This window comes from Vibrio sp. YT-17 (genome assembly GCF_033337375.1).
GTDB classification, from domain to species: domain Bacteria; phylum Pseudomonadota; class Gammaproteobacteria; order Enterobacterales; family Vibrionaceae; genus Vibrio; species Vibrio alginolyticus.
This window is the reverse complement of the sequence record NZ_JAWOQP010000019.1, coordinates 1-21,281: the sequence shown is the minus strand read 5'-3', so window position 1 is coordinate 21,281 and position 21,281 is coordinate 1. Positions and strand designations below refer to the sequence as shown.

At 44.4% G+C, this 21,281-nt stretch carries 18 protein-coding genes and 1 tRNA gene; 11 read left to right on the top strand and 8 right to left on the bottom strand.

The features are described 5' to 3' along the window. Positions 1–4: 4 nt before the first annotated feature. The 5 genes from R7F67_RS17330 to pepA form a co-directional block, all read right to left on the bottom strand. Entirely contained in the window at positions 5–910 is a 906-nt protein-coding gene (locus tag R7F67_RS17330; protein WP_213886860.1) for a bifunctional helix-turn-helix transcriptional regulator/GNAT family N-acetyltransferase, read from the bottom strand. 115 nt (positions 911–1,025) lie between these two features. Next, positions 1,026–1,430, bottom strand: coding sequence for a DUF2061 domain-containing protein (locus tag R7F67_RS17325; protein ID WP_005381078.1), 405 nt, complete (start codon positions 1,428–1,430; stop codon positions 1,026–1,028). Between the two features lie 202 nt (positions 1,431–1,632). After that, positions 1,633–4,491 (bottom strand): valine--tRNA ligase, encoded by a 2,859-nt coding sequence (locus tag R7F67_RS17320; protein WP_267922997.1) that lies wholly within the window; start codon positions 4,489–4,491, stop codon positions 1,633–1,635. 96 nt (positions 4,492–4,587) lie between these two features. Continuing rightward, positions 4,588–5,037 (bottom strand): DNA polymerase III subunit chi, encoded by a 450-nt coding sequence (locus R7F67_RS17315; RefSeq protein WP_031777270.1) that lies wholly within the window; start codon positions 5,035–5,037, stop codon positions 4,588–4,590. Between the two features lie 115 nt (positions 5,038–5,152). Then, positions 5,153–6,661 carry a leucyl aminopeptidase gene (gene pepA, locus R7F67_RS17310; RefSeq protein WP_005381073.1) on the bottom strand — a complete coding sequence of 503 codons (1,509 nt, stop codon included), beginning with the start codon at positions 6,659–6,661 and terminating at the stop codon, positions 5,153–5,155. A 201-nt stretch (positions 6,662–6,862) separates the two neighbouring features. Here pepA and lptF point away from each other — a divergent pair, with 201 nt between their 5' ends. Further along, entirely contained in the window at positions 6,863–7,963 is a 1,101-nt protein-coding gene (gene lptF / locus R7F67_RS17305) for an LPS export ABC transporter permease LptF (protein WP_005381072.1), read from the top strand. Between the two features lie 3 nt (positions 7,964–7,966). Beyond that, on the top strand, positions 7,967–9,037 hold the full coding sequence (gene lptG / locus R7F67_RS17300) for an LPS export ABC transporter permease LptG (protein ID WP_005381071.1): 1,071 nt from the start codon (positions 7,967–7,969) through the stop codon (positions 9,035–9,037). 86 nt (positions 9,038–9,123) lie between these two features. Here the strand turns inward: lptG and R7F67_RS17295 are convergent, their stop codons facing one another. Further along, positions 9,124–9,603 (bottom strand): RDD family protein, encoded by a 480-nt coding sequence (locus R7F67_RS17295; protein ID WP_005381070.1) that lies wholly within the window; start codon positions 9,601–9,603, stop codon positions 9,124–9,126. A 184-nt stretch (positions 9,604–9,787) separates the two neighbouring features. Continuing rightward, positions 9,788–11,056 (bottom strand): DUF2254 domain-containing protein, encoded by a 1,269-nt coding sequence (locus R7F67_RS17290; RefSeq protein WP_005385537.1) that lies wholly within the window; start codon positions 11,054–11,056, stop codon positions 9,788–9,790. Positions 11,057–11,283: 227 nt separating this feature from the next. Here R7F67_RS17290 and R7F67_RS17285 point away from each other — a divergent pair, with 227 nt between their 5' ends. Then, positions 11,284–11,949 carry an SDR family NAD(P)-dependent oxidoreductase gene (locus R7F67_RS17285; RefSeq protein WP_054577133.1) on the top strand — a complete coding sequence of 222 codons (666 nt, stop codon included), beginning with the start codon at positions 11,284–11,286 and terminating at the stop codon, positions 11,947–11,949. A 190-nt stretch (positions 11,950–12,139) separates the two neighbouring features. Further along, positions 12,140–12,224, top strand: a tRNA-Leu gene (locus R7F67_RS17280). A gap of 246 nt (positions 12,225–12,470) precedes the next feature. On the opposite strand, the gene R7F67_RS17275 is transcribed toward R7F67_RS17280, so the two are convergent. Further along, positions 12,471–13,754, bottom strand: a complete 1,284-nt coding sequence (locus R7F67_RS17275; protein WP_054577132.1) for a carbohydrate-binding protein — start codon at positions 13,752–13,754, stop codon at positions 12,471–12,473. A 247-nt stretch (positions 13,755–14,001) separates the two neighbouring features. Here R7F67_RS17275 and R7F67_RS17270 point away from each other — a divergent pair, with 247 nt between their 5' ends. The 7 genes from R7F67_RS17270 to R7F67_RS17240 all read left to right on the top strand — a co-directional run bounded on the left by R7F67_RS17270 (position 14,002) and on the right by R7F67_RS17240 (position 20,688). Further along, positions 14,002–14,307: a PTS sugar transporter subunit IIB gene (locus R7F67_RS17270; protein ID WP_064368782.1), complete on the top strand. Its 306-nt coding sequence runs from the start codon at positions 14,002–14,004 to the stop codon at positions 14,305–14,307. A gap of 87 nt (positions 14,308–14,394) precedes the next feature. Then, on the top strand, positions 14,395–15,729 hold the full coding sequence (locus R7F67_RS17265) for a PTS sugar transporter subunit IIC (protein ID WP_005381064.1): 1,335 nt from the start codon (positions 14,395–14,397) through the stop codon (positions 15,727–15,729). A 51-nt stretch (positions 15,730–15,780) separates the two neighbouring features. Next, positions 15,781–16,092 (top strand): PTS lactose/cellobiose transporter subunit IIA, encoded by a 312-nt coding sequence (locus R7F67_RS17260; protein ID WP_031777269.1) that lies wholly within the window; start codon positions 15,781–15,783, stop codon positions 16,090–16,092. Positions 16,093–16,104: 12 nt separating this feature from the next. Then, the gene (locus tag R7F67_RS17255) at positions 16,105–17,427 is read left to right on the top strand and encodes a 6-phospho-beta-glucosidase (RefSeq protein WP_005381048.1); all 1,323 of its coding nucleotides are present in this window, start codon (positions 16,105–16,107) and stop codon (positions 17,425–17,427) included. 18 nt (positions 17,428–17,445) lie between these two features. Next, positions 17,446–18,201 (top strand): chitin disaccharide deacetylase, encoded by a 756-nt coding sequence (gene chbG / locus R7F67_RS17250; RefSeq protein WP_054579416.1) that lies wholly within the window; start codon positions 17,446–17,448, stop codon positions 18,199–18,201. A 104-nt stretch (positions 18,202–18,305) separates the two neighbouring features. Continuing rightward, positions 18,306–19,304 (top strand): LacI family DNA-binding transcriptional regulator, encoded by a 999-nt coding sequence (locus tag R7F67_RS17245; protein WP_005381031.1) that lies wholly within the window; start codon positions 18,306–18,308, stop codon positions 19,302–19,304. 130 nt (positions 19,305–19,434) lie between these two features. Continuing rightward, a complete protein-coding gene (locus tag R7F67_RS17240) occupies positions 19,435–20,688 on the top strand; it encodes an HD-GYP domain-containing protein (protein ID WP_005381029.1) in 1,254 nt (417 codons plus the stop codon). Positions 20,689–21,281: the final 593 nt, after the last annotated feature.

Genomic DNA, 21,281 nt, shown 5'->3' with positions numbered 1-21,281 from the left:
TCTATTACAGCATCTTAAGCATTACGACTTCACATGCATCATGCCCTGTTTGTCCAAGCGGGGCATCGAGATGCTCAAAGCCTAGCTTTTCATACAAGCTTACCGCTTCTCTCAGACATTCAGTTGTCTCTAAATAGCACTGCTGATACCCAAATTGTTTCGCCAATTGTAAGCTCAATGCGACGATGCGTTTGGCTAAACCGTGTCCTCGTGTTTGAGGTAAGAAGTACATCTTTTGTAGTTCACACACATTTGGCTCGCCAGCTAAAGGGGCAAAGCCACCGCCACCAACGATCTCTCCGCGATGTTCAATGACCCAATAGGCGGCCCCGCATTGATTGTAAACCGAATACATATCATCAAGCGTTGGATCGGCCACACCATAACCTTTGTCTGCGGTTAAGCCGTATTCTGCAGAGACTTTACGAATCACATCTGCGACTTGCGGGTTGTCTGCTTTAGTAAGAGGTCGAAGAACGTATTCCTCAGACTGACACACTTTTGTTAGCCCTTTTAGGTAAGTCTCTAGACCAAGTTTGAGTTGCTCTTGCTCGCTGTCATCGAGTTGGGTAAGCAGTTGTTCAAAGAAGTGGTTTTGCTGTTGGTCCAGTTGTGATAACGCCTGCTGGCCTTGCTCTGTAATCGCTACGAGTTGACTACGTTTGTCTTTTGGGTTTTCGATGCTCTCGACCAAACCTAATTTAATCAAACCAGTAACGGTTCGGCTCGCGTTGGACTTGTCGACATTAAGCTGCTGTGCCAGCTGATTGATGGTCAATGGCTGCAATTGGATTTCACCCAATGCGTGCGCTTGCACTGGAGTGAGAGCGACATCGCCGCATTGTTTATCAAGTATACCAAGCAATCGGACGGCTTGACGGGAGTAGTGTCGAAGTTGACGAGCGTTCATTATCACTTACCTCTAAAAATAAAGTTGCGCACCGCAATTAAATTAATTGCGGTGCGCAACCTTGTCAATGGTAAATGTCATTTTTCTCGTTAGGAGACGTAGTGAGCCTCCATGTTTAAGCGTGGTGATGTAAACAAAACTGCGGTGCTGGAGCTTTTTCTGATGATTTACGCATCCATACTTTCTCGTGGAAGTAGTAAGCCACCGTGTTCAAACTCGGCTCTAGCATCGCCATTACGCCGCCGACAAATGCATCACCTGTTAGTAAGTAAACCACGGTAAAAGCGACGCTGAAGTGCACGGTCGCAAAGCTTGCGGTTTTTAATTTGGTCATCCACTGACGAGCTTTAAGTGCTGGGACTTTTGCCCATGCCTTTTCATGAAAGTAGAAGGCTACGGTGTTCACTGAAGGCTCAATCATGGCAATTAAACTACCAATTAGAATGTCGCCTGTGAGTACGTAAGCGACACTAAATGCGATAGTAAAATGCAGTGCTGCGAAAGTTAGTGTCTTTTTCATGATAATTACTCAATCGTGTTTGTTTCGATTAGTTCATTATCGATAATAATTCTCATTAATGCTAATGGATGATGAGTATTGTTGCGATAGGGGAAAGCTATTGATGATGGTTTTTGGTGAAAGATATACAAAAAAGGTTGACCATGATGGCCAACCTTTGGATTCAAAGTGAGAAGTGTTAGTTCTTCTCTTTCACTGAGGCCTAAAGTGCAGCGATCGTTGTCTTCTGCTCTTCTAGCTTAGCTAGTGTCTCTTTGTAGCCTTCAAGCTTCTCACGCTCTTTAGCAACAACAGCTTCAGGTGCTTTCGCTACAAAGCCTTCGTTGCCCAGTTTGCCTTCGATACGCTTGATTTCGCCGTGCGTCTTCTTGATTTCGCCATCTAGACGAGCAAGCTCAGCATCTTTGTCGATCAGACCTGCCATTGGGATCATCAGCTCAGACTTGCCAACCAGTGCTGTCGCACATGCAGGAGTTTGTTCGCCAGCTTCAAGCACGCGTACTGCTTCTAGCTTCGCTAGTGACATCAGTACTTGCTTGCTTGCTTCTAGACGAGAGGCATCTTCTGCATTTGCTGCTTTCAGCATAACGTCAAGCGGCTTACCAGGGTTGATGTCGTATTCAGCACGTAGGTTACGGATGCTGGTAATGAACGCTTTCACCCATTCAATGTCGTCTAGCGCTTCTTGGTTGAAGTTTGCTTCGTCGAATTGAGGCAGTGCTTGCAGCATGATTGTCTCGCCTTCTACACCTTCAACTAATGGCTTGATGCTTTGCCAGATAGTTTCAGTGATGTAAGGAATCACTGGGTGAGCTAGACGTAGAGTCTTCTCAAGAACCGTGATTAATGTACGACGAGTACCACGCTGTTGTGCTTCAGTACCTTTCCATAGAACGGGTTTAGTTAGCTCTAGGTACCAGTCACAGAATTGGTTCCAGATGAATTCGTAAAGCGTGTTCGCAGCCATATCTAGACGGAAGTTGTCGATATGGTTGTTGAACGCTTTCGCTGCGAGTTCAAACTGAGACTCAATCCACTTGTCTGCTAGTGAGTATTCAATCTCACCACCGTTGAAGCCACAATCTTGCTCTTCTGTGTTCATCATTACGTAACGGCTTGCGTTCCATAGTTTGTTACAGAAGTTACGGTAACCCTCAAGACGCTTCATATCCCAGTTGATATCACGACCTGTTGATGCCATTGCTGCAAGAGTGAAACGTAGTGCGTCTGTACCGTATGCTTCGATACCGTTTTCAAACGTCTTACGAGTGTTCTTCTCGATCTTCTTCGCTAGCTGAGGCTGCATCATGTTGCCACAACGCTTCTCTACTAGAGACTCTAGGTCGATACCATCGATCATGTCGATTGGGTCAAGTACGTTACCTTTCGACTTAGACATCTTGTCGCCGTTTTCGTCACGGATTAGACCAGTAACGTAAACTGTCTTAAATGGTACTTGTGGTTTGCCGTTTTCGTCTTTCACGAAGTGCATGGTCATCATGATCATGCGCGCAACCCAGAAGAAGATAATGTCGAAACCAGTTACTAGTACGTCTGAAGGGTGGAATACTTTCAGATCGTCAGTTTGCTCTGGCCAACCTTGAGTACCGAAGGTCCATAGTGCAGAAGAGAACCATGTATCCAGTACGTCTTCGTCTTGGTGCAGTTCAATGACTGACTCTAGGTTGTTGTTCTTACGAACTTCTTCTTCAGTGCGACCTACGTAAACATTACCTTGGTTGTCGTACCAAGCTGGGATGCGGTGACCCCACCATAGCTGACGAGAGATACACCAGTCTTGAACGTCACGCATCCAAGAGAAGTACATGTTTTCGTACTGCTTAGGAACGAATTGGATGTCGCCGTTTTCTACTGCTTCAACTGCGGTTTTCGCTAGAGGCGCAGTACGTACGTACCATTGGTCAGTTAGCATTGGTTCGATAACCACGCCACCACGGTCGCCGTAAGGAACTTGTAGATCGTGATCTTTCACTTCTTCAAGTAGGCCTAGCTCGTCGAATTCAGCAACGATAGCTTTACGAGCGGCAAAACGCTCCATACCGTGGTATTTAGCTGGTAGCTCAGTGCTGTAAGCGTCGCTTGCTTCGCCGTTAGTGTTGAATACTTCTGCTGAGTCGCGGATGTTCGCGTCGAAAGTCAGAATGTTGATCATTGGTAGCTGGTGGCGCTTACCTACTTCGTAGTCGTTGAAGTCGTGCGCAGGTGTGATTTTCACACAGCCAGTACCTTTTTCCATATCTGCGTGCTCATCGCCCACGATTGGGATGCGACGATCAACGATAGGAAGGATGATTTCTTTACCGATAAGATCTTTGTAACGTGGATCTTCTGGGTTAACTGCAACACCTGTATCGCCTAGCACGGTCTCTGGACGAGTCGTTGCAACAACGATGTAGTCTTTGCCATCCGCTGTTTTTGCGCCATCTGCTAGTGGGTAGCGGAAGTGCCACATGTTGCCTTTAGTGTCTTTGTTCTCTACTTCTAGATCTGAAATCGCTGTGTGTAGCTTTGGATCCCAGTTAACTAGACGCTTACCGCGGTAGATTAGATCGTCTTCGTATAGACGTACGAACACTTCTTGAACGGCGTTAGATAGACCATCGTCCATCGTGAAGCGTTCACGATCCCAGTCTACAGATGCGCCAAGACGACGAAGCTGCTTAGTGATAGTGCCGCCAGATTCGCCTTTCCATTCCCAGATTTTGTCGATGAAAGCTTCACGACCGTAATCGTGTTTTGTTTTGCCTTCTTCTGCAGCGATCTTACGCTCAACAACCATCTGAGTTGCGATACCAGCGTGGTCAGTACCTACTTGCCAAAGGGTGTTTTTACCCTTCATACGTTCACAACGGATAAGCGTATCCATGATCGTATCTTGGAACGCGTGGCCCATGTGTAGGCTACCAGTGACGTTCGGTGGCGGGATCATGATGCTGTATGATTCTTTAGTAGTGTCACCGTGTGGCTTAAAGTAGCCTTTCTCTTCCCAAGTCTGATACAGAGCTTGTTCGATTGAAGTTGGGTTGTATGTCTTTTCCATAGCGCTCTTTTAATGGATACGTTGATGGTTGAATCTTAGTCAATCTTTATAAGTGAGGGATCTTAACAAGATCGCCTTAACTATAAGGATTGACCGTTAAGGATATTGAATTTCGATCGTTTGCAGCTGGTAACCTGCTTGACGGTAAATTTTATATCTTTCTCTTGCGAGTTGTTTAGCTTTTTCTTCGCAGGGCACGAAGTCTACCACTTGAGCAAACTTGTTCGCAAAGGTTGTCTCATTTTCCGCCAAATTAATTACCAGCTGACGGTTCCAATTAGGTTTTACACCTTCATGGCCGATTTCAATGTTGGTGGCGTATTTCGGTCCCTCGCCTACGAGGTTATGTGCCATGAACTTGTCTGCATCAACTTGCCAAAAGGCTTCAGCGAGCTGCTCGGCGTGTGGTTTGTCTTGGCAGTTTAAATACACTTTAGCGCCTTGGCGAGCAAAGTGCTGAGCCAAAAACACGATGTATTCTTCAAAGCCAGCCACCGTTGCTTGCGGGCTCTCTTCGTTAATGATGTAGAAGGTTGCAGTTTGCATCATTCTCTCACTTGCCTTGGGTCTCTTCCTAAGACCATCTTAAGTCCCACTTTCATTTTAGAAAATTAGGATAATAAAAAAGGGCCTTGCGGCCCTTTTAGATTCTGTTCAGAAATTACTCTTCTGTCTCTTGGCCGCTGCGGTTCAAAAGGAATTGGACAAGCATTGAGACAGGACGGCCCGTTGAGCCTTTCGCTGCGCCTGATTTCCACGCGGTACCTGCGATATCGACGTGTGCCCAGTTATACTTCTTCGCGAACTTAGATAAGAAGCAACCCGCAGTAATTGTGCCACCAGGGCGACCACCAATGTTTGCCATATCCGCAAACGGGCTCTTCAACTGTTCGTGGTACTCGTCTGCCATTGGTAGACGCCATGCACGGTCACTCGCTTGCTCAGAAGCGTTTACTAGCTCATGAGAAAGAGGGTTGTGGTTAGAGATTACGCCGCTGATATGGTGGCCTAGTGCGATAACACAAGCACCAGTTAGCGTTGCAACGTCAACCACGCAGTCTGGTTCGAAACGCTCTACGTAAGTCAGTGCGTCACAAAGAACAAGACGGCCTTCAGCATCCGTGTTCAGAACTTCTACAGTTTGACCAGACATGGTCGTTAGGATGTCACCTGGACGGTAAGCGTTGCTGCCAGGCATGTTTTCACAGCCCGCTAGAACACCAATAACGTTGATTGGTAGGTTTAGCTTCGCCAGCGCTTTCATTGTACCGAATACCGATGCCGCACCACACATGTCGTACTTCATCTCATCCATACCTTCACCCGGCTTTAGAGAGATACCGCCTGAGTCGAAGGTTAGACCTTTACCTACGAGCACAATCGGTTTTGCATCTGAGTCAGGGTTACCTTTGTACTCGATGATAGACATCATAGATTCGTTTTTAGAACCACGGCCTACTGCTAGGTAAGAGGTCATACCCAGCTTTTCCATCTCTTGCTCACCAATAATTTTGGTGGTTACGGTTTCGTAGTCGTCCGCTAGACGACGAGCTTGAGAAGCAAGGTAAGCTGGATTAGCTACGTTTGGCGGCATGTTGCCAAGGTCTTTTGAGGCTTTGACACCTGATGCGATAGCAAGACCATGAGTGATTGCTTTTTCACCCAAGTTCAATTCACGACGCGTTGGTACGTTGAAAACAAGCTTGCGCAGTGGGCGGCGAGTCTCAGGTTTCACGCTCTTGAATTGATTAAATGTGTATAGACCATCTTTAGTCGCTTCTACAGCCTGGCGCACTTTCCAGTATGTATCACGACCCTTAACATGCAGTTCAGTTAGGAAACATACCGCTTCCATTGAGCCTGTCTCGTTAAGTGTGCTGATCGTCTTTTGAATGATTTCCTTGTACTGGCGCTCGCCAAGTTCACGCTCTTTGCCGCAACCGACAAGTAAAACGCGCTCTGACAAAACACCTGGTACTTGATGCAGTAGCAGCATCTGACCAGGTTTACCCTCTAGATCACCACGGCGAAGTAGTGAACTGATGTAACCGTCACTGATTTTATCAAGTTGTTCGGCTACTGGAGAAAGGCGACGTGGTTCAAACACACCAACAACGATACATGCGCTACGTTGTTTCTCTGGACTGCCACTTTTTACACTGAACTCCATGCGTACTCCTACATCCTGAAGACAAATTGCTCTAAATGTTAGATAATGATCGCTTACTTGTTGAATTTTAGCTCCAGACTTAACATGCAGAGCTGATTAAGCGACTAACATCTAGTTTATAATTTTTAAAAAAATAAATGGTTCAACGGGAAACTATAGTGATTCGACCAAAAAAACAAGTTTTGTATAGGTAATTTCAGCGTGATTATTGTTAGATATTTGATCCGCGAAACACTCAAGAGCCAATTTGCGATTTTTTTCGTACTTTTTTTGGTGTTTGTAAGCCAGAAATTCATAAGTGTTCTTGCTGATGCTTCTGATGGGGATATTCCTGCTGGATTGATTTTCTCTATTGTTGGTTTGAACATGCCAGCAATGGGTCTGTTAATGCTGCCTTTAAGTCTGTATATCGGCATATTGATCACATTTGGTCGTCTGTATGCAGAGAGCGAAATTGTCGTAATGAACGCGACAGGTATTGGTAATAAATTCTTAGTTCAAGCGGCCTTATACCTAGCGTTGATTACTTCAGCGGTGGCGGCTTTCAATGCGTTGTGGCTATCGCCGTGGTCTCAAGACCGCGTTGAGCAGCTTTATGAGCAGGTAGCGTCAGAAAACAGCGTTGACCTACTTAAAAAAGGTCAGTTCCAAGGTACACCAGACGGTTCATCGGTTGTGTTCATCGATGACATTAAAGACAATACCTTGAGCAACGTTTTTGTTGCGCAGATGCGCCCTCGAGATTCAGTGTTACCGAGTGTGATGTTCTCATCTTCTGGTGAAGTAAAAGAGCTTTCGGACGGTCGTCAGATCATCACTATGAAAGAAGGTACGCGTTATGAAGGTGTGCCTACTCGCGTTGAATATATGATCACGAAATTCGATGAATACGAAGGTGTTATCGGCCAACGTGAGGTCAAAAAGAAAGGGCGAGACTGGGAAGCATACCCAACGGTTGACTTGATAGGTCACCCAGATCCAGAGGCGCAAGCGGAGCTACAATGGCGAATTTCGTTATTTGTGTGTATTCCACTCTTAACAATGCTCGTTATTCCTTTGTCTGCGGTGAATCCGCGTCAGGGACGGTTTGCCAAAATGGGGCCTGCGATTCTGATCTATCTAGCGTATTTCTTGGCGATCAGTGCAACCAAATCTGCATTAGAAGATGGTGACATCCCGGCTGCTATTGGTATGTGGCCAATCAATGCGATGTTGCTGATTGTTGCTATCATGGCGAATATGATGGACAGCGTTGCTGCTAGACGAATAAAAGACAAATTCCGCAAGAAGAGGCTCGCGTAAGCTGTGTTCAAAATCTTAGACCTTTACATCGGTAGAACCATCATCTCTACCACTGCCTTGGTTTTAGCGACGTTTGTTGGCTTATCGGGCATCATCAAATATGTAGAACAGCTACGTAAAGTAGGGCGAGGTGTGTACGACCTCACTCATGCGTTGTACTTTGTGTTACTCAGTGTGCCGCGTGATATCGAAATGTTCTTTCCAATGGCGGCATTACTCGGTGCCCTGATCGGCTTAGGTATGTTGGCTTCAAGCTCTGAGCTGGTGGTGATGCAAGCTGCTGGTTTCTCTAAGCTGGATATCGGGTTATCGGTACTAAAAACGGCCGTCCCGCTCATGATTGTCGTTATGGCGTTAGGTCAATGGGGCGCTCCTGAGGCCCAGAAGATGGCCCGTGACTTACGTGCGTTTGCGATATCAGGTGGTAGCATTGTGTCTGTGCGCTCAGGTGTGTGGGCTCGTGACGCAAACGACTTTATCTTTATAGGTAAAGTCGAAGACGACAAGCTTTATGCTTTAAATATGTGGCGTTTTGATGATGATAAGAATCTACAAAAAGTTATTTTCGCCGAAGAAGTCGACTACCAACAAGATAACAACTGGCTGATGCGCTACGTACAAATTACGGACATGGAAAATGAAAACGTAATTTCAAAGCAAGACATCGAACAGATGGAGTGGCACACCTCTTTGGCACCAGATAAGCTAGCTGTGGTGACCGTGAAGCCAGAAGAACTGTCGCTGAGCGGTTTGTATGATTATGTGACTTACCTGAAAGCATCGGAACAAGATGCATCTCGCTATGAGTTGGCGTTTTGGCGTAAGTTGACTCAGCCGCTTTCAATTGCTGTGATGATGTTAATGGCGCTATCTTTTGTTTTCGGTCCACTCAGAAGCGTGACCATGGGGGCAAGGGTATTGTCGGGCGTGGTTGCCGGGTTTACTTTTTACATATCCAGTGAGTTCTTTGGTCCATTAAGCTTGGTGTATGGCATATCCCCAGTGTTTGGTGCTTTGGCCCCGAGTTTGGTGTTCTTAGCTATTGCGATTGCACTACTACGAAGAAAGCTATAACTGAAGCATCATCGAATAAACCAAGTTTTACCGAACCAAATGTAAAGGAAGGCATTACGCCTTCCTTTTTTGTGTTCCTAGACAAGTTAGTTTGCCTTAGGTAATACAACAACCTCTGTTTTGGCCCAAATGTCGTGGAAACCACGTTTCTTCGGATCAATCGGTACAGTCAAATTTGCCAAGCCAAAGCCAGATGTCGAAATACGAATCAGAGCTTGAGTTACCGTAATTGGTGCTCCGTCTTTGGCATTGCGAACTCGAAGCTTCCAAGCGCGCATCCCAAGAGTTTGTCCTGCTCGCGTCCAGAAGAACACAAAGAAATATATCCACACACCCGCAAGATAAAGTGTAAATAGAGGGCTCAATACAGGGTGCTTTCCGAGCATATCTGCGGCATCAGCGTACTCGCCATAGCTCAACAATCCTGCTGCATTTAGTGCAAACACAACGGCCATAACAATACCTGCGGCCATCATTTCAATTGCGATAATAATCAATGTGTCGTAAATCAACGCTGCAAGTCGACGAAAGAGACCAGCAGGTGGAAGAGTTGTAGACGTTGTCATTATTCCATCACTTACCTTAAAAATTGTGCGTCAGAATATAGATTCCCTCACCAAGAGAAAAGAGACCTAACGCACAGAGTCTTTAATTGTGTATAAACGAAGAGACTTTTCTGCCCTACGTTATCAGCACATGTCATGATACACGAGGCCGTGCAGCAATATGTTTCAACTGAATTCGACTCTCTTAACCATTGGCTTTTTGGTCTGTGACCAGATTAGATAGCTGAGAGAGTTGGTGTTTCTCATCTTCGGTATAATGTTGGCTTAATGAAAGCTCTAAAGCTTTTTCTGACAGCTTGATTGCTGGTGACAAAAATAACTTAGGGTGCATACTAGAGAGAGCTAGCAAGGCCTTTTGTAGGCGAATCTGTATTTGGAGTTGCGCTGCACCATCGTGTGCTATCGGCAAAAAGACATCATCGAACAAATCCTGGCAGCTCAATGCGGGCACAAATAGTCTAGGATATCGAGTTTTGGTAGGAGGCTCACTGAGTAGGTCTCCCCATAATGAAAGTGCTCGTACAGAACGCCCAAGAACGTCAATTGCGGTGCCATTATCATTTACAGCCGGAGATAGTGCTCGTGAGGCGATTTCCGCCATAACGACTAAACCAAAGCGAGGGTCCTGATCATATGAACGCTCCGTTCGAATCGTGAAGGCTGCCGTTACTTCGCTTTCGTCTGGCAATTCTCCACAAACCCAAGCCAATGGTTGACCTACGTACACAAAACTTCCCGGTTGTCGCTCAAGATAGATGGTGCATTGGTTTGCTTCAGCAATACTATCGAGATGATGCATATCAACATGCTGTAAGTAGCCAATTTCTTGGCTCAAAATAGGTTTACTTCCTCTGGGTTTATGTTCTGGGTGGCTCCACGGGTGAGCACCTAGCCAACGCTCTTTGCCCCGTTTTCTTATCGCATCTAACAAGGCTTGCTCCACGTATGAAGTGGTTTCACTGACCCTTCCTAGTACGGAAAGGTGCTGAATCCAACGTAGCAGAGTGAGTATGATCATCACGATTACGGCGATAGTCACGATGAACAGATAAATTTGTGCTTGTTGATGATAGGCCCCAATACCTAGCGCGATAATTCCTACCAAACTAAATAGAAAAGAGCCAAGAAAGGTTGCTAAGGCATTTTGTGTTGTGCTGTCTTCCATCAACAGTTTTGTCGCTCGCGGCGTTACCCCTGCACTAGCGGCACTGTACGCTGAGACCATAATATTGAGAGAGAATGTAGTCACTGCAAGCATGGAGGTTGCGAGGATATTTAATATGTTGTTCAACAAATCCTTGCTGACGTTGATGGCAGGGGGCAGAGTAATGAACTGGTTTAAAACAATCGACATTAAGGCGGTAGCAACAGCTAGTAATGCGTAGAGTGACGTCCGGACCCACAGTTTTCGTGTCATCTGTTTCAGTAACCACTGCCATTTTGACCCAGTCATTCTTTGCTCCTATTCAGTTCTCACTAGAAAGTCGATAGAAAATTCAGAAAGTTATTCTTGCTTAAGCATAGGTTAAATGCCCGTCGTTCTGCTTGATATTTCATGCATCACGAAAGTAAGAAAGCTGCTTGCTTCAAAGAATGGTGCTCTTGAGGTGTGAATTACCACGATTCTGTTACCTTAATTGATAGATGAATTAAAAGTATGTGATTGAAAAGAGGTAGCGCATGATTGTAGTTACAGGTGCAAGTAGCGGTTTAGGGGCGGAACTAGCAAAGCGTTATGATGCGGAAGGCAAAGAGACGTACGTAATAGGAAGAAACACAGAAAAACTATCCGCACTAGCAAAACAACTCTCTCATAACGTCGGCTATCAAGCTTGCAACCTCTCATTACATCAAGGTGTGAAACAGCTCTTTGATGGGATGAAACAGCCGCCTGAAATGGTCATTCATAGTGCAGGAAGTGGTTATTTTGGCTTACTGGAAGAGCAGGAGCCGGAAGAGATTCAAAAGTTGATTGATAACAACCTGAATTCTGCGATTCATGTGTTAAGAGAGTTAGTAAAGCGTTACAAAGATCATCCAATAAAAGTGGTCATGATCATGTCCACAGCCGCGCAACAACCTAAAGCGCAAGAGTCTACGTATTGTGCAGTGAAATGGGCCGTCAAAGGATTAATTGAGTCGGTTCGTTTGGAGCTAAAAGGAAAACCTATGAAAATTATCGCGGTTTATCCTGGTGGAATGGATACGGAATTCTGGAAAACAAGCGGCAATACGATGGACACGAGTCACTTCATGCAAGCAGAAGATGCCGCAGAGATGCTCCATAATGCGTTGTCGAGCATTGGGAATGGTTATGTTTCTGATATTACAGTGAATAGAACTTAAAAAGAGTTTCGTATACTCATTTTCATCTGGAAGAGTAGTAGAAAATGGAGCGTACGTTTCTTATGAGTACAGCTTTGTCACACTTTGTGGCGAAATTATCAGCAAACGATAGTTATTTAAGGTATTTATGCTTGCGCAGGTCAAAAGCTTACGTATAATGCCAACCATCAAAGGGCAATAGCCCAAAGATGCCGGTGTGGTGAAATTGGTATACACGACGGATTCAAAATCCGTTGCCTTCGGGCGTGGCGGTTCAAGTCCGCCCACCGGTACCATATTAGAAAGGTCGCTTTTATAGCGGCCTTTCGTCGTTTTAGGTGCTCGTAAATATCAAAAGGAAGTTAGCGTTGCCTTCGCGGTGGCGGCAGGGATGCCAGTCCAATCAACTCCGTCCACCGGTACCATATTTTAAGACAGAGCCTCGATGAAAGTCGGGGCTTTGTTGTATCTGGATCTTCAAAACAAAAAAGCGCGAGGGGTATGCCTCGCGCAAACTACTACATGGTGATAGTAGGAACAGCCTATAGAGCTGTGAACAAGGTATTTTGAGTGTTCGGAGTCCAGTCTGCTTGGGACACGTGCGGTACATCAACTAGATAACGCAAACCTTGATAAGTCACCACATCGCCTTGTTTATAGGAAACATTTTGAGTCCAGTTAGTGGCTGGGTCCGCATTTGTCCAGAGGCTAGAGGTTGGAGACGGTGCCCAATCTTGTTGTGCAGCATGGTTTGTTACAGCCTGGTATACAGTACCTAGGTGTAAGACGTAATCGCCAGCGTCGTAGTTATGACCAACTTGCCAGTTCGGTGTGTAGTTATCCATTGTGTCGAAGTCATAACCCGCTTGTTTTGCTAACTGTATAAACTTAGCGAGCTTAGGTAGGTTTTGCGTTGCACCCATGCCACGCTTACCATCTTCAAATAGGAACTCGTGAGTTAATACGATAACTTTATCGGCGTGTAAAGGTGTACCACATGGGAACTCTTGAGCTTTGGAGTTGATCGGGTTAATCGTTGTTGGTGCACAAGTGTTTAACGCGGAATCCACATATCCAAGAAATGCTTCTGCTTCTGTAAGGCTGTTTGCTGGCATTTCAATGCCCCAATTTTCAGGTGCCCAGTCCACATCCCAACCATGAGTTTGATAGCCGTTATTCGCTAGGATATTTTGAACCTCGATAGCTGCTTTTACACTGTTGGATGGGTTGGATGTATTGCACACATATCCTGGTTCCCAAGGTTTCAGGTCATCAGACGTGGCACATAACCCATCTGCTTTGAAGTCTTTCGTCACTCGCCAACCGTTGGTGTAGGGCAGTCTAGCAAATTCTGTTGCCTTGTAGTTCGGGTAGCTTGTAATGTTCGGCAAATACTTTGCTAACACAGATAAGTTTTCCGTAAACATGGAGGCGTCGTAAACAGGGTCTTGATACGAGTTAAGCTGGTGGTCCCCGGTCGCATTACACTCCGCAGCACTGTTCGGTCCAAATTCATCCACGCAGTTGTGCACCATGTGATCGTAACTGTGGTTCGCAACAATATGACCAGTGTCTAATGCGAGCTTTAAGGCTTCTAGGGAACGGTCTTCATTCTCATCACCAATTCCATCTAAATGCCAAGCATTAAAGTAAAACGTCGCTTTGATATCTTCCTGGTTAAGTACTTGAATAACGTCAATAGATGCATTGATTGGTCCATCATCAAACGTTAGATAAATGGTGCCTTTAGAGCCGGTTTGAGCAAATGAGTGTTGTGATAGTGCGGCACTTACAAGCGTTGCAATAGCCAATTTATTAAATTTCATTCTCTATTCCTTTTAAGAAATTAATAACGACGTTGTCAGTAGTAAAATATTGATAATTTGAAACTTAATGTGATGTCTTAAAATATTTTATGACTTTTATCCTAGACCTAAATAATTACAAAAAAATAGGTGGTATTTTCTAAATTGGGATTGTGTTCACGAATAATGCAACCGGTTGCGCTTTTTTGTCTTGGTTATTTTTGCTACAGTTTTTATAGGTTGAAATTTACACAACGGGAGTAAGGCTATGAAAAAGATCCTTTTATGCTGTAGCGCAGGGATGTCCACCAGTATGCTTGTTAAGAAAATGGAGCAAGTTGCTGAAAATAAAGGAATTGAGTGCAAAATTGATGCAATGTCAGTGAATGCGTTTGAAGATGCAATTAAAGAGTACGATGTTTGTCTTCTCGGGCCTCAAGTACGTTTTCAGCTAGAAGAGCTAAGAAAAACGGCGCAAGAGCATGGTAAAAACATTGATGCTATTTCTCCTCAGCATTATGGAATGATGAAGGGAGAAGAAGTACTAGAGCAAGCATTAGAATTAATTAACTAAACCATAGTTTTAAATTAAAAAGATAACTGTACATCAAATATAAATATTTGATGCGGGATTCTTTTGCCTAAAATAAGGATGGACTCTATGAAGCTTTATGACGCAATTATAGGCGCAGTCGAAAAGCATATAGCCCCTATAGCAGCTAAAGTGGGGAATCAGCCCCATGTTCGCGCAATGAGAGACGGTTTTATTGTCGCAATGCCGTTTATTATTGTCGGTAGTTTCATTTTGATTTTTGCATTCCCCCCATTTGCCGAAGATACAACCTTTACTTTTGGTCGAATTTGGCTCGATTTCGCCACTACACATTTTGATACCATAATGATGCCCTACAACATGTCGATGGGGATCATGACCATTTTTGTTTCGCTGGGCGTTGCTTATAGTTTAGCTAAGGCTTACAAGATGGATGGGATCACGAGTGCTGTATTGTCACTAATGTCTTTTTTACTCATTGCGGCCCCAGCTAAAGATGGCGCGTTGTCTATGTCTCACATGGGCGGAACCGGGATCTTCACCGCAGTGATGTGTGCATTTTTCTCGGTGGAGCTCTACCGTTTTATGAAAAAGCACAATATTACGATTCGCATGCCAGAGCAGGTGCCACCGGCGATTGCGCGATCATTTGAAGTATTGCTACCAGTCTTAGCGATATTCATTACCTTATATCCACTTAGCCTTTTCGTACAAACCCAGTACGACATGCTGATTCCAGACGCTGTTATGGCTATCTTTAAACCGCTAATTAGTGCGTCTAACTCATTGCCTGCCATTATTGGCGCTTTATTGCTTTGCCAGCTGCTTTGGTTTGCGGGTATTCATGGTGCTGCAATTGTTGTTGGACTGCTTTCTCCAATCTTTTTGACCAACATTGGTGCCAACATTGAAGCCTTTGTTGCAGGTGAACCGATTCCAAACGTATTTACTCAACCGTTCTGGGATTTTTACATCTTTATTGGCGGCTCTGGTGCAACACTTGCTCTTGTTATGCTGATGTCGTTTAGCCGTTCTGTTCACCTTAAGAGCATTGGTCGAATGAGTGCGGTGCCTGGCTTTTTCCAAATCAACGAACCTGTGATCTTCGGTAGCCCAGTTGTGATGAACCCGACCTTGTTTATCCCGTTCGTCTTCGCTCCAGTCATCAACGCTACGATTGCGTATTTTGCTGTGCATGTCGGCTTTGTGGGTATGGGTGTCGCTACAACACCTTGGACAACACCGGCACTGATAGGTGCTTCGTGGGGTAGCGGTTGGACCTTTGCGCCAGTATTGCTCGTCATTGGTTTATTAATTCTTGATCTAATCATCTACTTCCCATTCTTCAAAATGTTTGAGAAGCAAATGTTGGAGCAAGAACTACCAACGACGAAGGAAACTAAAGGTGACACGCAGCCGTCAGGCGAAGGCGTTACTGCTTAACTGTACTTAATGGGCCGCAATTACCGCGGCCCGATTTTCGGAGAGAAAATGATGGAACAAGAATTGGTTGTAATGGAGATCATTTGCAATGCTGGTGAAGCCAGAAGTTTAAGCTACGAGGCATTGCGTTTATCTCGAGAACAAGATTTTGAAGCGGCTGATGAGAAGCTCTCTCAAGCAAGAGAGTGCATTAATAAAGCCCACTTAATACAGACTCAGCTTATTGAAGAAGATCAGGGAGAAGGGAAAGTCCCGATGACGTTAGTGATGGTGCATGCTCAAGATCACCTAATGACTACGATTTTGGCTCAAGAGATGGCTGTAGAAATCGTCGCACTGAACAAAAAAATCTCGAACAAATAAAGGGGGATGAAAATGTCTAGAGAGGCGATCAAACTTGCCATTATTGGCGGTGGTAGTAGCTATACCCCGGAATTGGTTGAAGGGGTTATTAAGCGCTTAGAATATTTACCCGTTAAGAAGATTCATTTTGTGGACATTGAGTCAGGAGCTGAGAAGCTTGAGATCATCAAAGGATTGGCTCAGCGAATGGTCGATAAAGCCGGCGCAAAAATTGAGATAAAAGCCGGTTTCGATCGCCGTGCTGCGATAAAAGATGCAGATTTTGTGATGACGCAGTTTCGTGTTGGTGGCCTTGCTGCACGCGCTAACGATGAGCGAATCCCAATCAAGTACGACGTCATCGGCCAAGAAACAACGGGCCCTGGTGGTTTTGCTAAAGCACTGCGAACCATTCCGGTCATTCTTGATATCTGTAAAGACATTGAAGAGTTGGCTCCAAACGCATGGATGCTCAATTTCACCAACCCAGCGGGTTTAGTTTCCGAAGCGGTCAGTAAGTACACCAAAGTAAAGAGTATTGGTTTATGCAATGTGCCCGTTTCAATGGAAATGATGATTGCAGAAATGATGGAGTGCGAGCCAAAAGAGCTACAACTTGAGTTTGCTGGGTTAAACCATCTCGTGTGGGTACACAAAGCATGGCTCAATGGGGAAGATATTACTCAAACGGTATTAGAGAAAGTCGGTGATGGTGCCAACTTCAGTATGAAGAATATCTGGGAAGAACCGTGGGATCCGGCATTTCTAAAAGCACTGGGGGCGATACCATGTCCTTATCATCGCTACTTCTATCAAACTGATGCCATGCTTGCTGAAGAGAAACAAAGTGCCGATGAAAAAGGCACTCGTGCTGAGCAGGTAATGGAAACAGAAAATGCGCTATTTAAGCTCTATCAAGATCCTACCCTCGATCATAAGCCGAAAGAGTTAGAGGAGCGGGGTGGTGCTTATTATTCTGATGCATCACTGAACCTAGTTGATTCAATTTATAACAATCGTAATAGTATTCATGTTGTTAACGTTTTAAATAATGGAGCGATCAACGGCCTACCTGACGATGCTGTGATTGAATGTAGTGCCGTGATTGGTAGCTGGGGGGCGAAACCTCTTGCGGTTGGCGAGTTGTCAAACAATATCAAAGGATTACTCCATCAAGTTAAAGCGTATGAGCAGCTAACAATAGAAGCTGCTGTCGAAGGTAATTATGACAAGGCGCTTATGGCATTAACCAATAACCCATTGGTGCCTGACATTGGCCGCGCCAAGTCAATCCTGGATGATATCCTAGCGGTGAACGCTCCGTATTTACCTCAATTTAAACTAACGACGTTGTAAGACTAAGGAAGGGCGCCGATGAAAGTCATTTTTAATGCTGATGATTTTGGTTTAACGAGAGGTGTAAATAGCGGCATCGTTAAAGCTCATCAGCAAGGTGTGGTTCATTCAACCACCATGATGGTGGGTATGGATGCTGAGCAACATGCCTTAGAACTAGCTCGCCATAATCCAGACTTGAAAATTGGCGTTCATCTTAGGTTTACAGCAGGTGTGCCTATAACGAAGCATCCTAACTTGACCAACGGCCGAGCGCACTTTATCAACTATGACGAACTTTGGAGTAAGCAGGACTTCGAAACTCAGGTCATTTATGATGAAGCAAAAGCTCAGGTGGAACATTTTTTATCGCTTGGGTTAGAGCTAAGCCACTTAGATAGCCATCATCACGCGCATACTCACCCTCAAATTTTGCCCGTTATTAAAGAAGTAGCGAATGAATACAGAGTGCCACTGCGGGGCACTGGCTTGTGTCAAGAATCGATGACAATCAGGTATATCTTTACTGATGAGTTTTATGATCAAAAAGTGAGCTTGGATGGCTTAATGGCACATCTATTGAGCTTAAAAGCTGACTATGACTTGGTTGAGGTGATGTGCCACCCGGCAGAGGCCGATCAGGCGCTTATCTTAAAGAGTGGCTATGCGCTTCAGCGAGAGCTAGAGTTACAAGTTCTTACCTCTCCCATTTTAAAAGAACAGTTAGCTCATCATGGCATAACTGTCACGGATTACTCTGAGCTTGTTTCTACCAATCAAATGGTCGGTGTATGATTAAAGGCTGCCAGCTTCGCCCCCTATAGCACCTTACGAATTGCTGGCAGCCGTTCTACACAAACGAATATTTAATAACAATTGCAGTTGGACCCAATAGCATTATGGCAAGGATTAAAGATGTAGCCGAACTCGCCGGTGTAAATCGCTCTACCGTTTCTCGAATTATTAATGGAGAGGGGAAATTTCGCGAGGAAACTCGAAAAAAAGTAGAGCAAGCTATGGCGCAATTGAATTATCGTCCTAGTGCAATTGCTCGTTCACTCGCAACCTCATCCAGTAATATGGTTGGGTTATTGGTGACTTACTATACGGGGGGCTTCTTTGGCGAGATGATGGAGCAGGTTCAGACCGAGCTGGATATTCATAAGAAGTTTTTGATTACAGCTCAAGGCCATCATTCTGCACAAGGTGAAAAAGAGGCAATTCAGCGTTTTAATGATTTACGTTGTGACGGCTATGTACTTCATAGTCGTTATTTGTCAGATGATGACTTACGTGAATTAGCTAAACAGCCAACACCTTTCGTTCTTCTGGATCGCTACGTGGAAGGAATAGAAGAGCGTTGTGTTACCTTTAACCATCATCATGCAAGCCGTATTGCCGTTGAGCACCTTTTAGCTGGTGGTCATCGAAAGATTGCTTGTATTGCCGGTCCATCCCAACGTCATAACAGTGTATTGAGAAAGCTTGGGTATATTGATGCAATGAAGGATGCTGGTATAGATATTGATGAAAGCTGGTGTGAAGAAGGGAATTATGGTCGGCAAAGTGGTTATGATGCAATGGCTGCAATTTTACAACGACACCCTGATGTGACGGCTGTCTTTTCGTGCAGTGAAGAAATGACGGTTGGCGCAATGCAGTACTTACACGAGCACAGTATTTCTGTACCAGAGCAAATCTCATTAACTAGCTTTGACAGTGTTGATCTTTGTGAAAGTCTTTACCCTACAGTATCAGCAGTGCACTTTCCTATCAGTGACATGGCCCGTGTAGCGGTACAAACGTTAATGGGGCTAGTCAAAGATCAAGAAGTAATAGACAAGCCAGTGTTCGAGGCCAAGCTTAAAATACGCAAAGCAGATCGCTCCTTAAAGTAGCTTACTTCTATCTAATTAAGTGAGTCGCTTAGAAATAACGGTTTGATGTTTTGATAGTTACTGATGAATTTATTCACAAAATTTACTAGTATTCTAACTCTCTTAAGAAATATAAATCAGTAGTGAATAAGTGGCAGCCATTAAACTAACGGTCGATCGTATTCAACCCGGATTACATATCCGTCTTCCGCTAAAGTGGAACGATCACCCCTTTCTACTCAATAGCTTTAAGATTAAAGACCAAGAGCAAGTCGAGATGATCCGCCACCTCGGCGTAAAGTTCGTTTACTTTAATCCAGAGCAAAGCGATGCCGTTCCACTCCCTGTTGATCAAAGACAAGCTGACAGAGTAACAAATGAAGCGTCGTTAGATCATGAAACTCAAAAAATGTGGCAAGAAAAACAGAACCGCATAGAAAAGTTAAGTGCATACCGTCGACGCGTGATTCAGTGTGAAAAAGAGTTTGAGCGCTCTCTGGCACGTATGCGTTCAGTCATGACTAAAATCCGTAACCGTCCGACAGCAGCAGTTGATGAAGCAAAGCTTCTTATTGAAGATATCGTCGAGAAGTTAATGTGCGATGATAATGTTACGTTACATCTGATGAACGGAAAAAATGAGTTTGAAGATATTTATTTCCACTCATTGAACGTGGCTGTTATCTCGATGATGATTGGCCGTGCTAAAGGGTACTCAGCAGCACAGTTGAAAGAGCTTTCCTTCTCCGCACTATTCCATGATATCGGGAAAATAAAAATCCCGACTGCAATATTAAGAAAGCAACTACCTCTAACAGAGCCAGAAACCAACTACTTAAAGTTGCACACTAAATATGGCGTCGATCTTGCGAGTCAAATCGAGGCTTTTCCCGAAGTCGCGAGAATTGTGATCGCGCAGCACCATGAGCTAAGAGATGGGTCTGGTTATCCTAAAGGCCTGAAAGGAGATGAGATCAACGAGTTTGCTCAAATTATTGCTGTAGCCAATGCGTTTGATAACTTGTGTCATACACCGATAGTCTCAGATCAAAAGATTCCTTATACCGCACTCTCTCATTTATATAAGAACTGTAAACACCTATATAAAGAAGAGAACCTGAACATCCTAATTAAGTTTATGGGCGTGTTTCCTCCGGGTACCGTAGTTCAGCTTTCTAATAATATGGTCGGCCTGGTTATCTCAGTGAATGCATCGCATTTATTATTCCCGAATGTCTTGGTTTACGATCCATCAGTACCAAGGACGCAAGCGCCAATCATTGATCTTGCCTCAAAAGATATAAAGATAGTTAACGCGATTCATCCGTCAAAATTACCGGATAAAGTAAAAGAGTATCTAAATCCGCGTTCGCGTATTTCTTATTTCTTTGATAGTGATGAGTAGTTATCCACAGCTTTTTGTGGGTAAATTGTATAAATCCTGAGTGTTATTTCTGGGTAATTTTAGGGTTGGATGGAAAGTATCCATTTGGCATGTTTTTTTAGAAAAAATGCATTTTTAGTATTGCCAAAGAAAATCTTCTCCCTATAATGCGCATCCATCGACACGGCAGACGCCACAAGGCTTTAGCAGGGTCGAAGAGGTAAAAAGCTTCTACAAAAAATTAGTTTAAAAAAGTGTTTGACACTAACAACTAAATCGCTAGAATGCACCTCCGCTTTGAGAGAAAAACTTCTCGCAAAGCAAGCTCTTTAACAATATAGACCTATCAATCTGTGTGGGCACTCGTTGATGATAATCCAATTCGATACTTCGGTATCAAATTAGGTTTCAATGAAACGAAGTGACCATTCGAATTGGGAAGCAGCCTTGAGCTGTTTTGTTTTACTTTTTCAAAAGTAAAAACCAATAAGAGCACAGTCAATTCAAACATTACTTCTGCTATTTATTAGCGAAAGGAATGTTCAGTATTCATTGAGCCGAACAAAATCTTAAATTGAAGAGTTTGATCATGGCTCAGATTGAACGCTGGCGGC

Coding starts and splice junctions, on each gene's coding strand:
- chbG (WP_054579416.1), top strand. CDS start 17,446: ATGAAAGTCATTTTTAATGCTGATGATTTTGGTTTAACGAGAGGTGTA.
- pepA (WP_005381073.1), bottom strand. CDS start 6,661: ATGGAGTTCAGTGTAAAAAGTGGCAGTCCAGAGAAACAACGTAGCGCA.
- R7F67_RS17265 (WP_005381064.1), top strand. CDS start 14,395: ATGAAGCTTTATGACGCAATTATAGGCGCAGTCGAAAAGCATATAGCC.
- R7F67_RS17255 (WP_005381048.1), top strand. CDS start 16,105: ATGTCTAGAGAGGCGATCAAACTTGCCATTATTGGCGGTGGTAGTAGC.
- R7F67_RS17290 (WP_005385537.1), bottom strand. CDS start 11,056: ATGACTGGGTCAAAATGGCAGTGGTTACTGAAACAGATGACACGAAAA.
- R7F67_RS17245 (WP_005381031.1), top strand. CDS start 18,306: ATGGCAAGGATTAAAGATGTAGCCGAACTCGCCGGTGTAAATCGCTCT.
- R7F67_RS17275 (WP_054577132.1), bottom strand. CDS start 13,754: ATGAAATTTAATAAATTGGCTATTGCAACGCTTGTAAGTGCCGCACTA.
- R7F67_RS17270 (WP_064368782.1), top strand. CDS start 14,002: ATGAAAAAGATCCTTTTATGCTGTAGCGCAGGGATGTCCACCAGTATG.
- R7F67_RS17315 (WP_031777270.1), bottom strand. CDS start 5,037: ATGCAAACTGCAACCTTCTACATCATTAACGAAGAGAGCCCGCAAGCA.
- R7F67_RS17295 (WP_005381070.1), bottom strand. CDS start 9,603: ATGACAACGTCTACAACTCTTCCACCTGCTGGTCTCTTTCGTCGACTT.
- R7F67_RS17320 (WP_267922997.1), bottom strand. CDS start 4,491: ATGGAAAAGACATACAACCCAACTTCAATCGAACAAGCTCTGTATCAG.
- R7F67_RS17285 (WP_054577133.1), top strand. CDS start 11,284: ATGATTGTAGTTACAGGTGCAAGTAGCGGTTTAGGGGCGGAACTAGCA.
- R7F67_RS17325 (WP_005381078.1), bottom strand. CDS start 1,430: ATGAAAAAGACACTAACTTTCGCAGCACTGCATTTTACTATCGCATTT.
- R7F67_RS17260 (WP_031777269.1), top strand. CDS start 15,781: ATGGAACAAGAATTGGTTGTAATGGAGATCATTTGCAATGCTGGTGAA.
- R7F67_RS17330 (WP_213886860.1), bottom strand. CDS start 910: ATGAACGCTCGTCAACTTCGACACTACTCCCGTCAAGCCGTCCGATTG.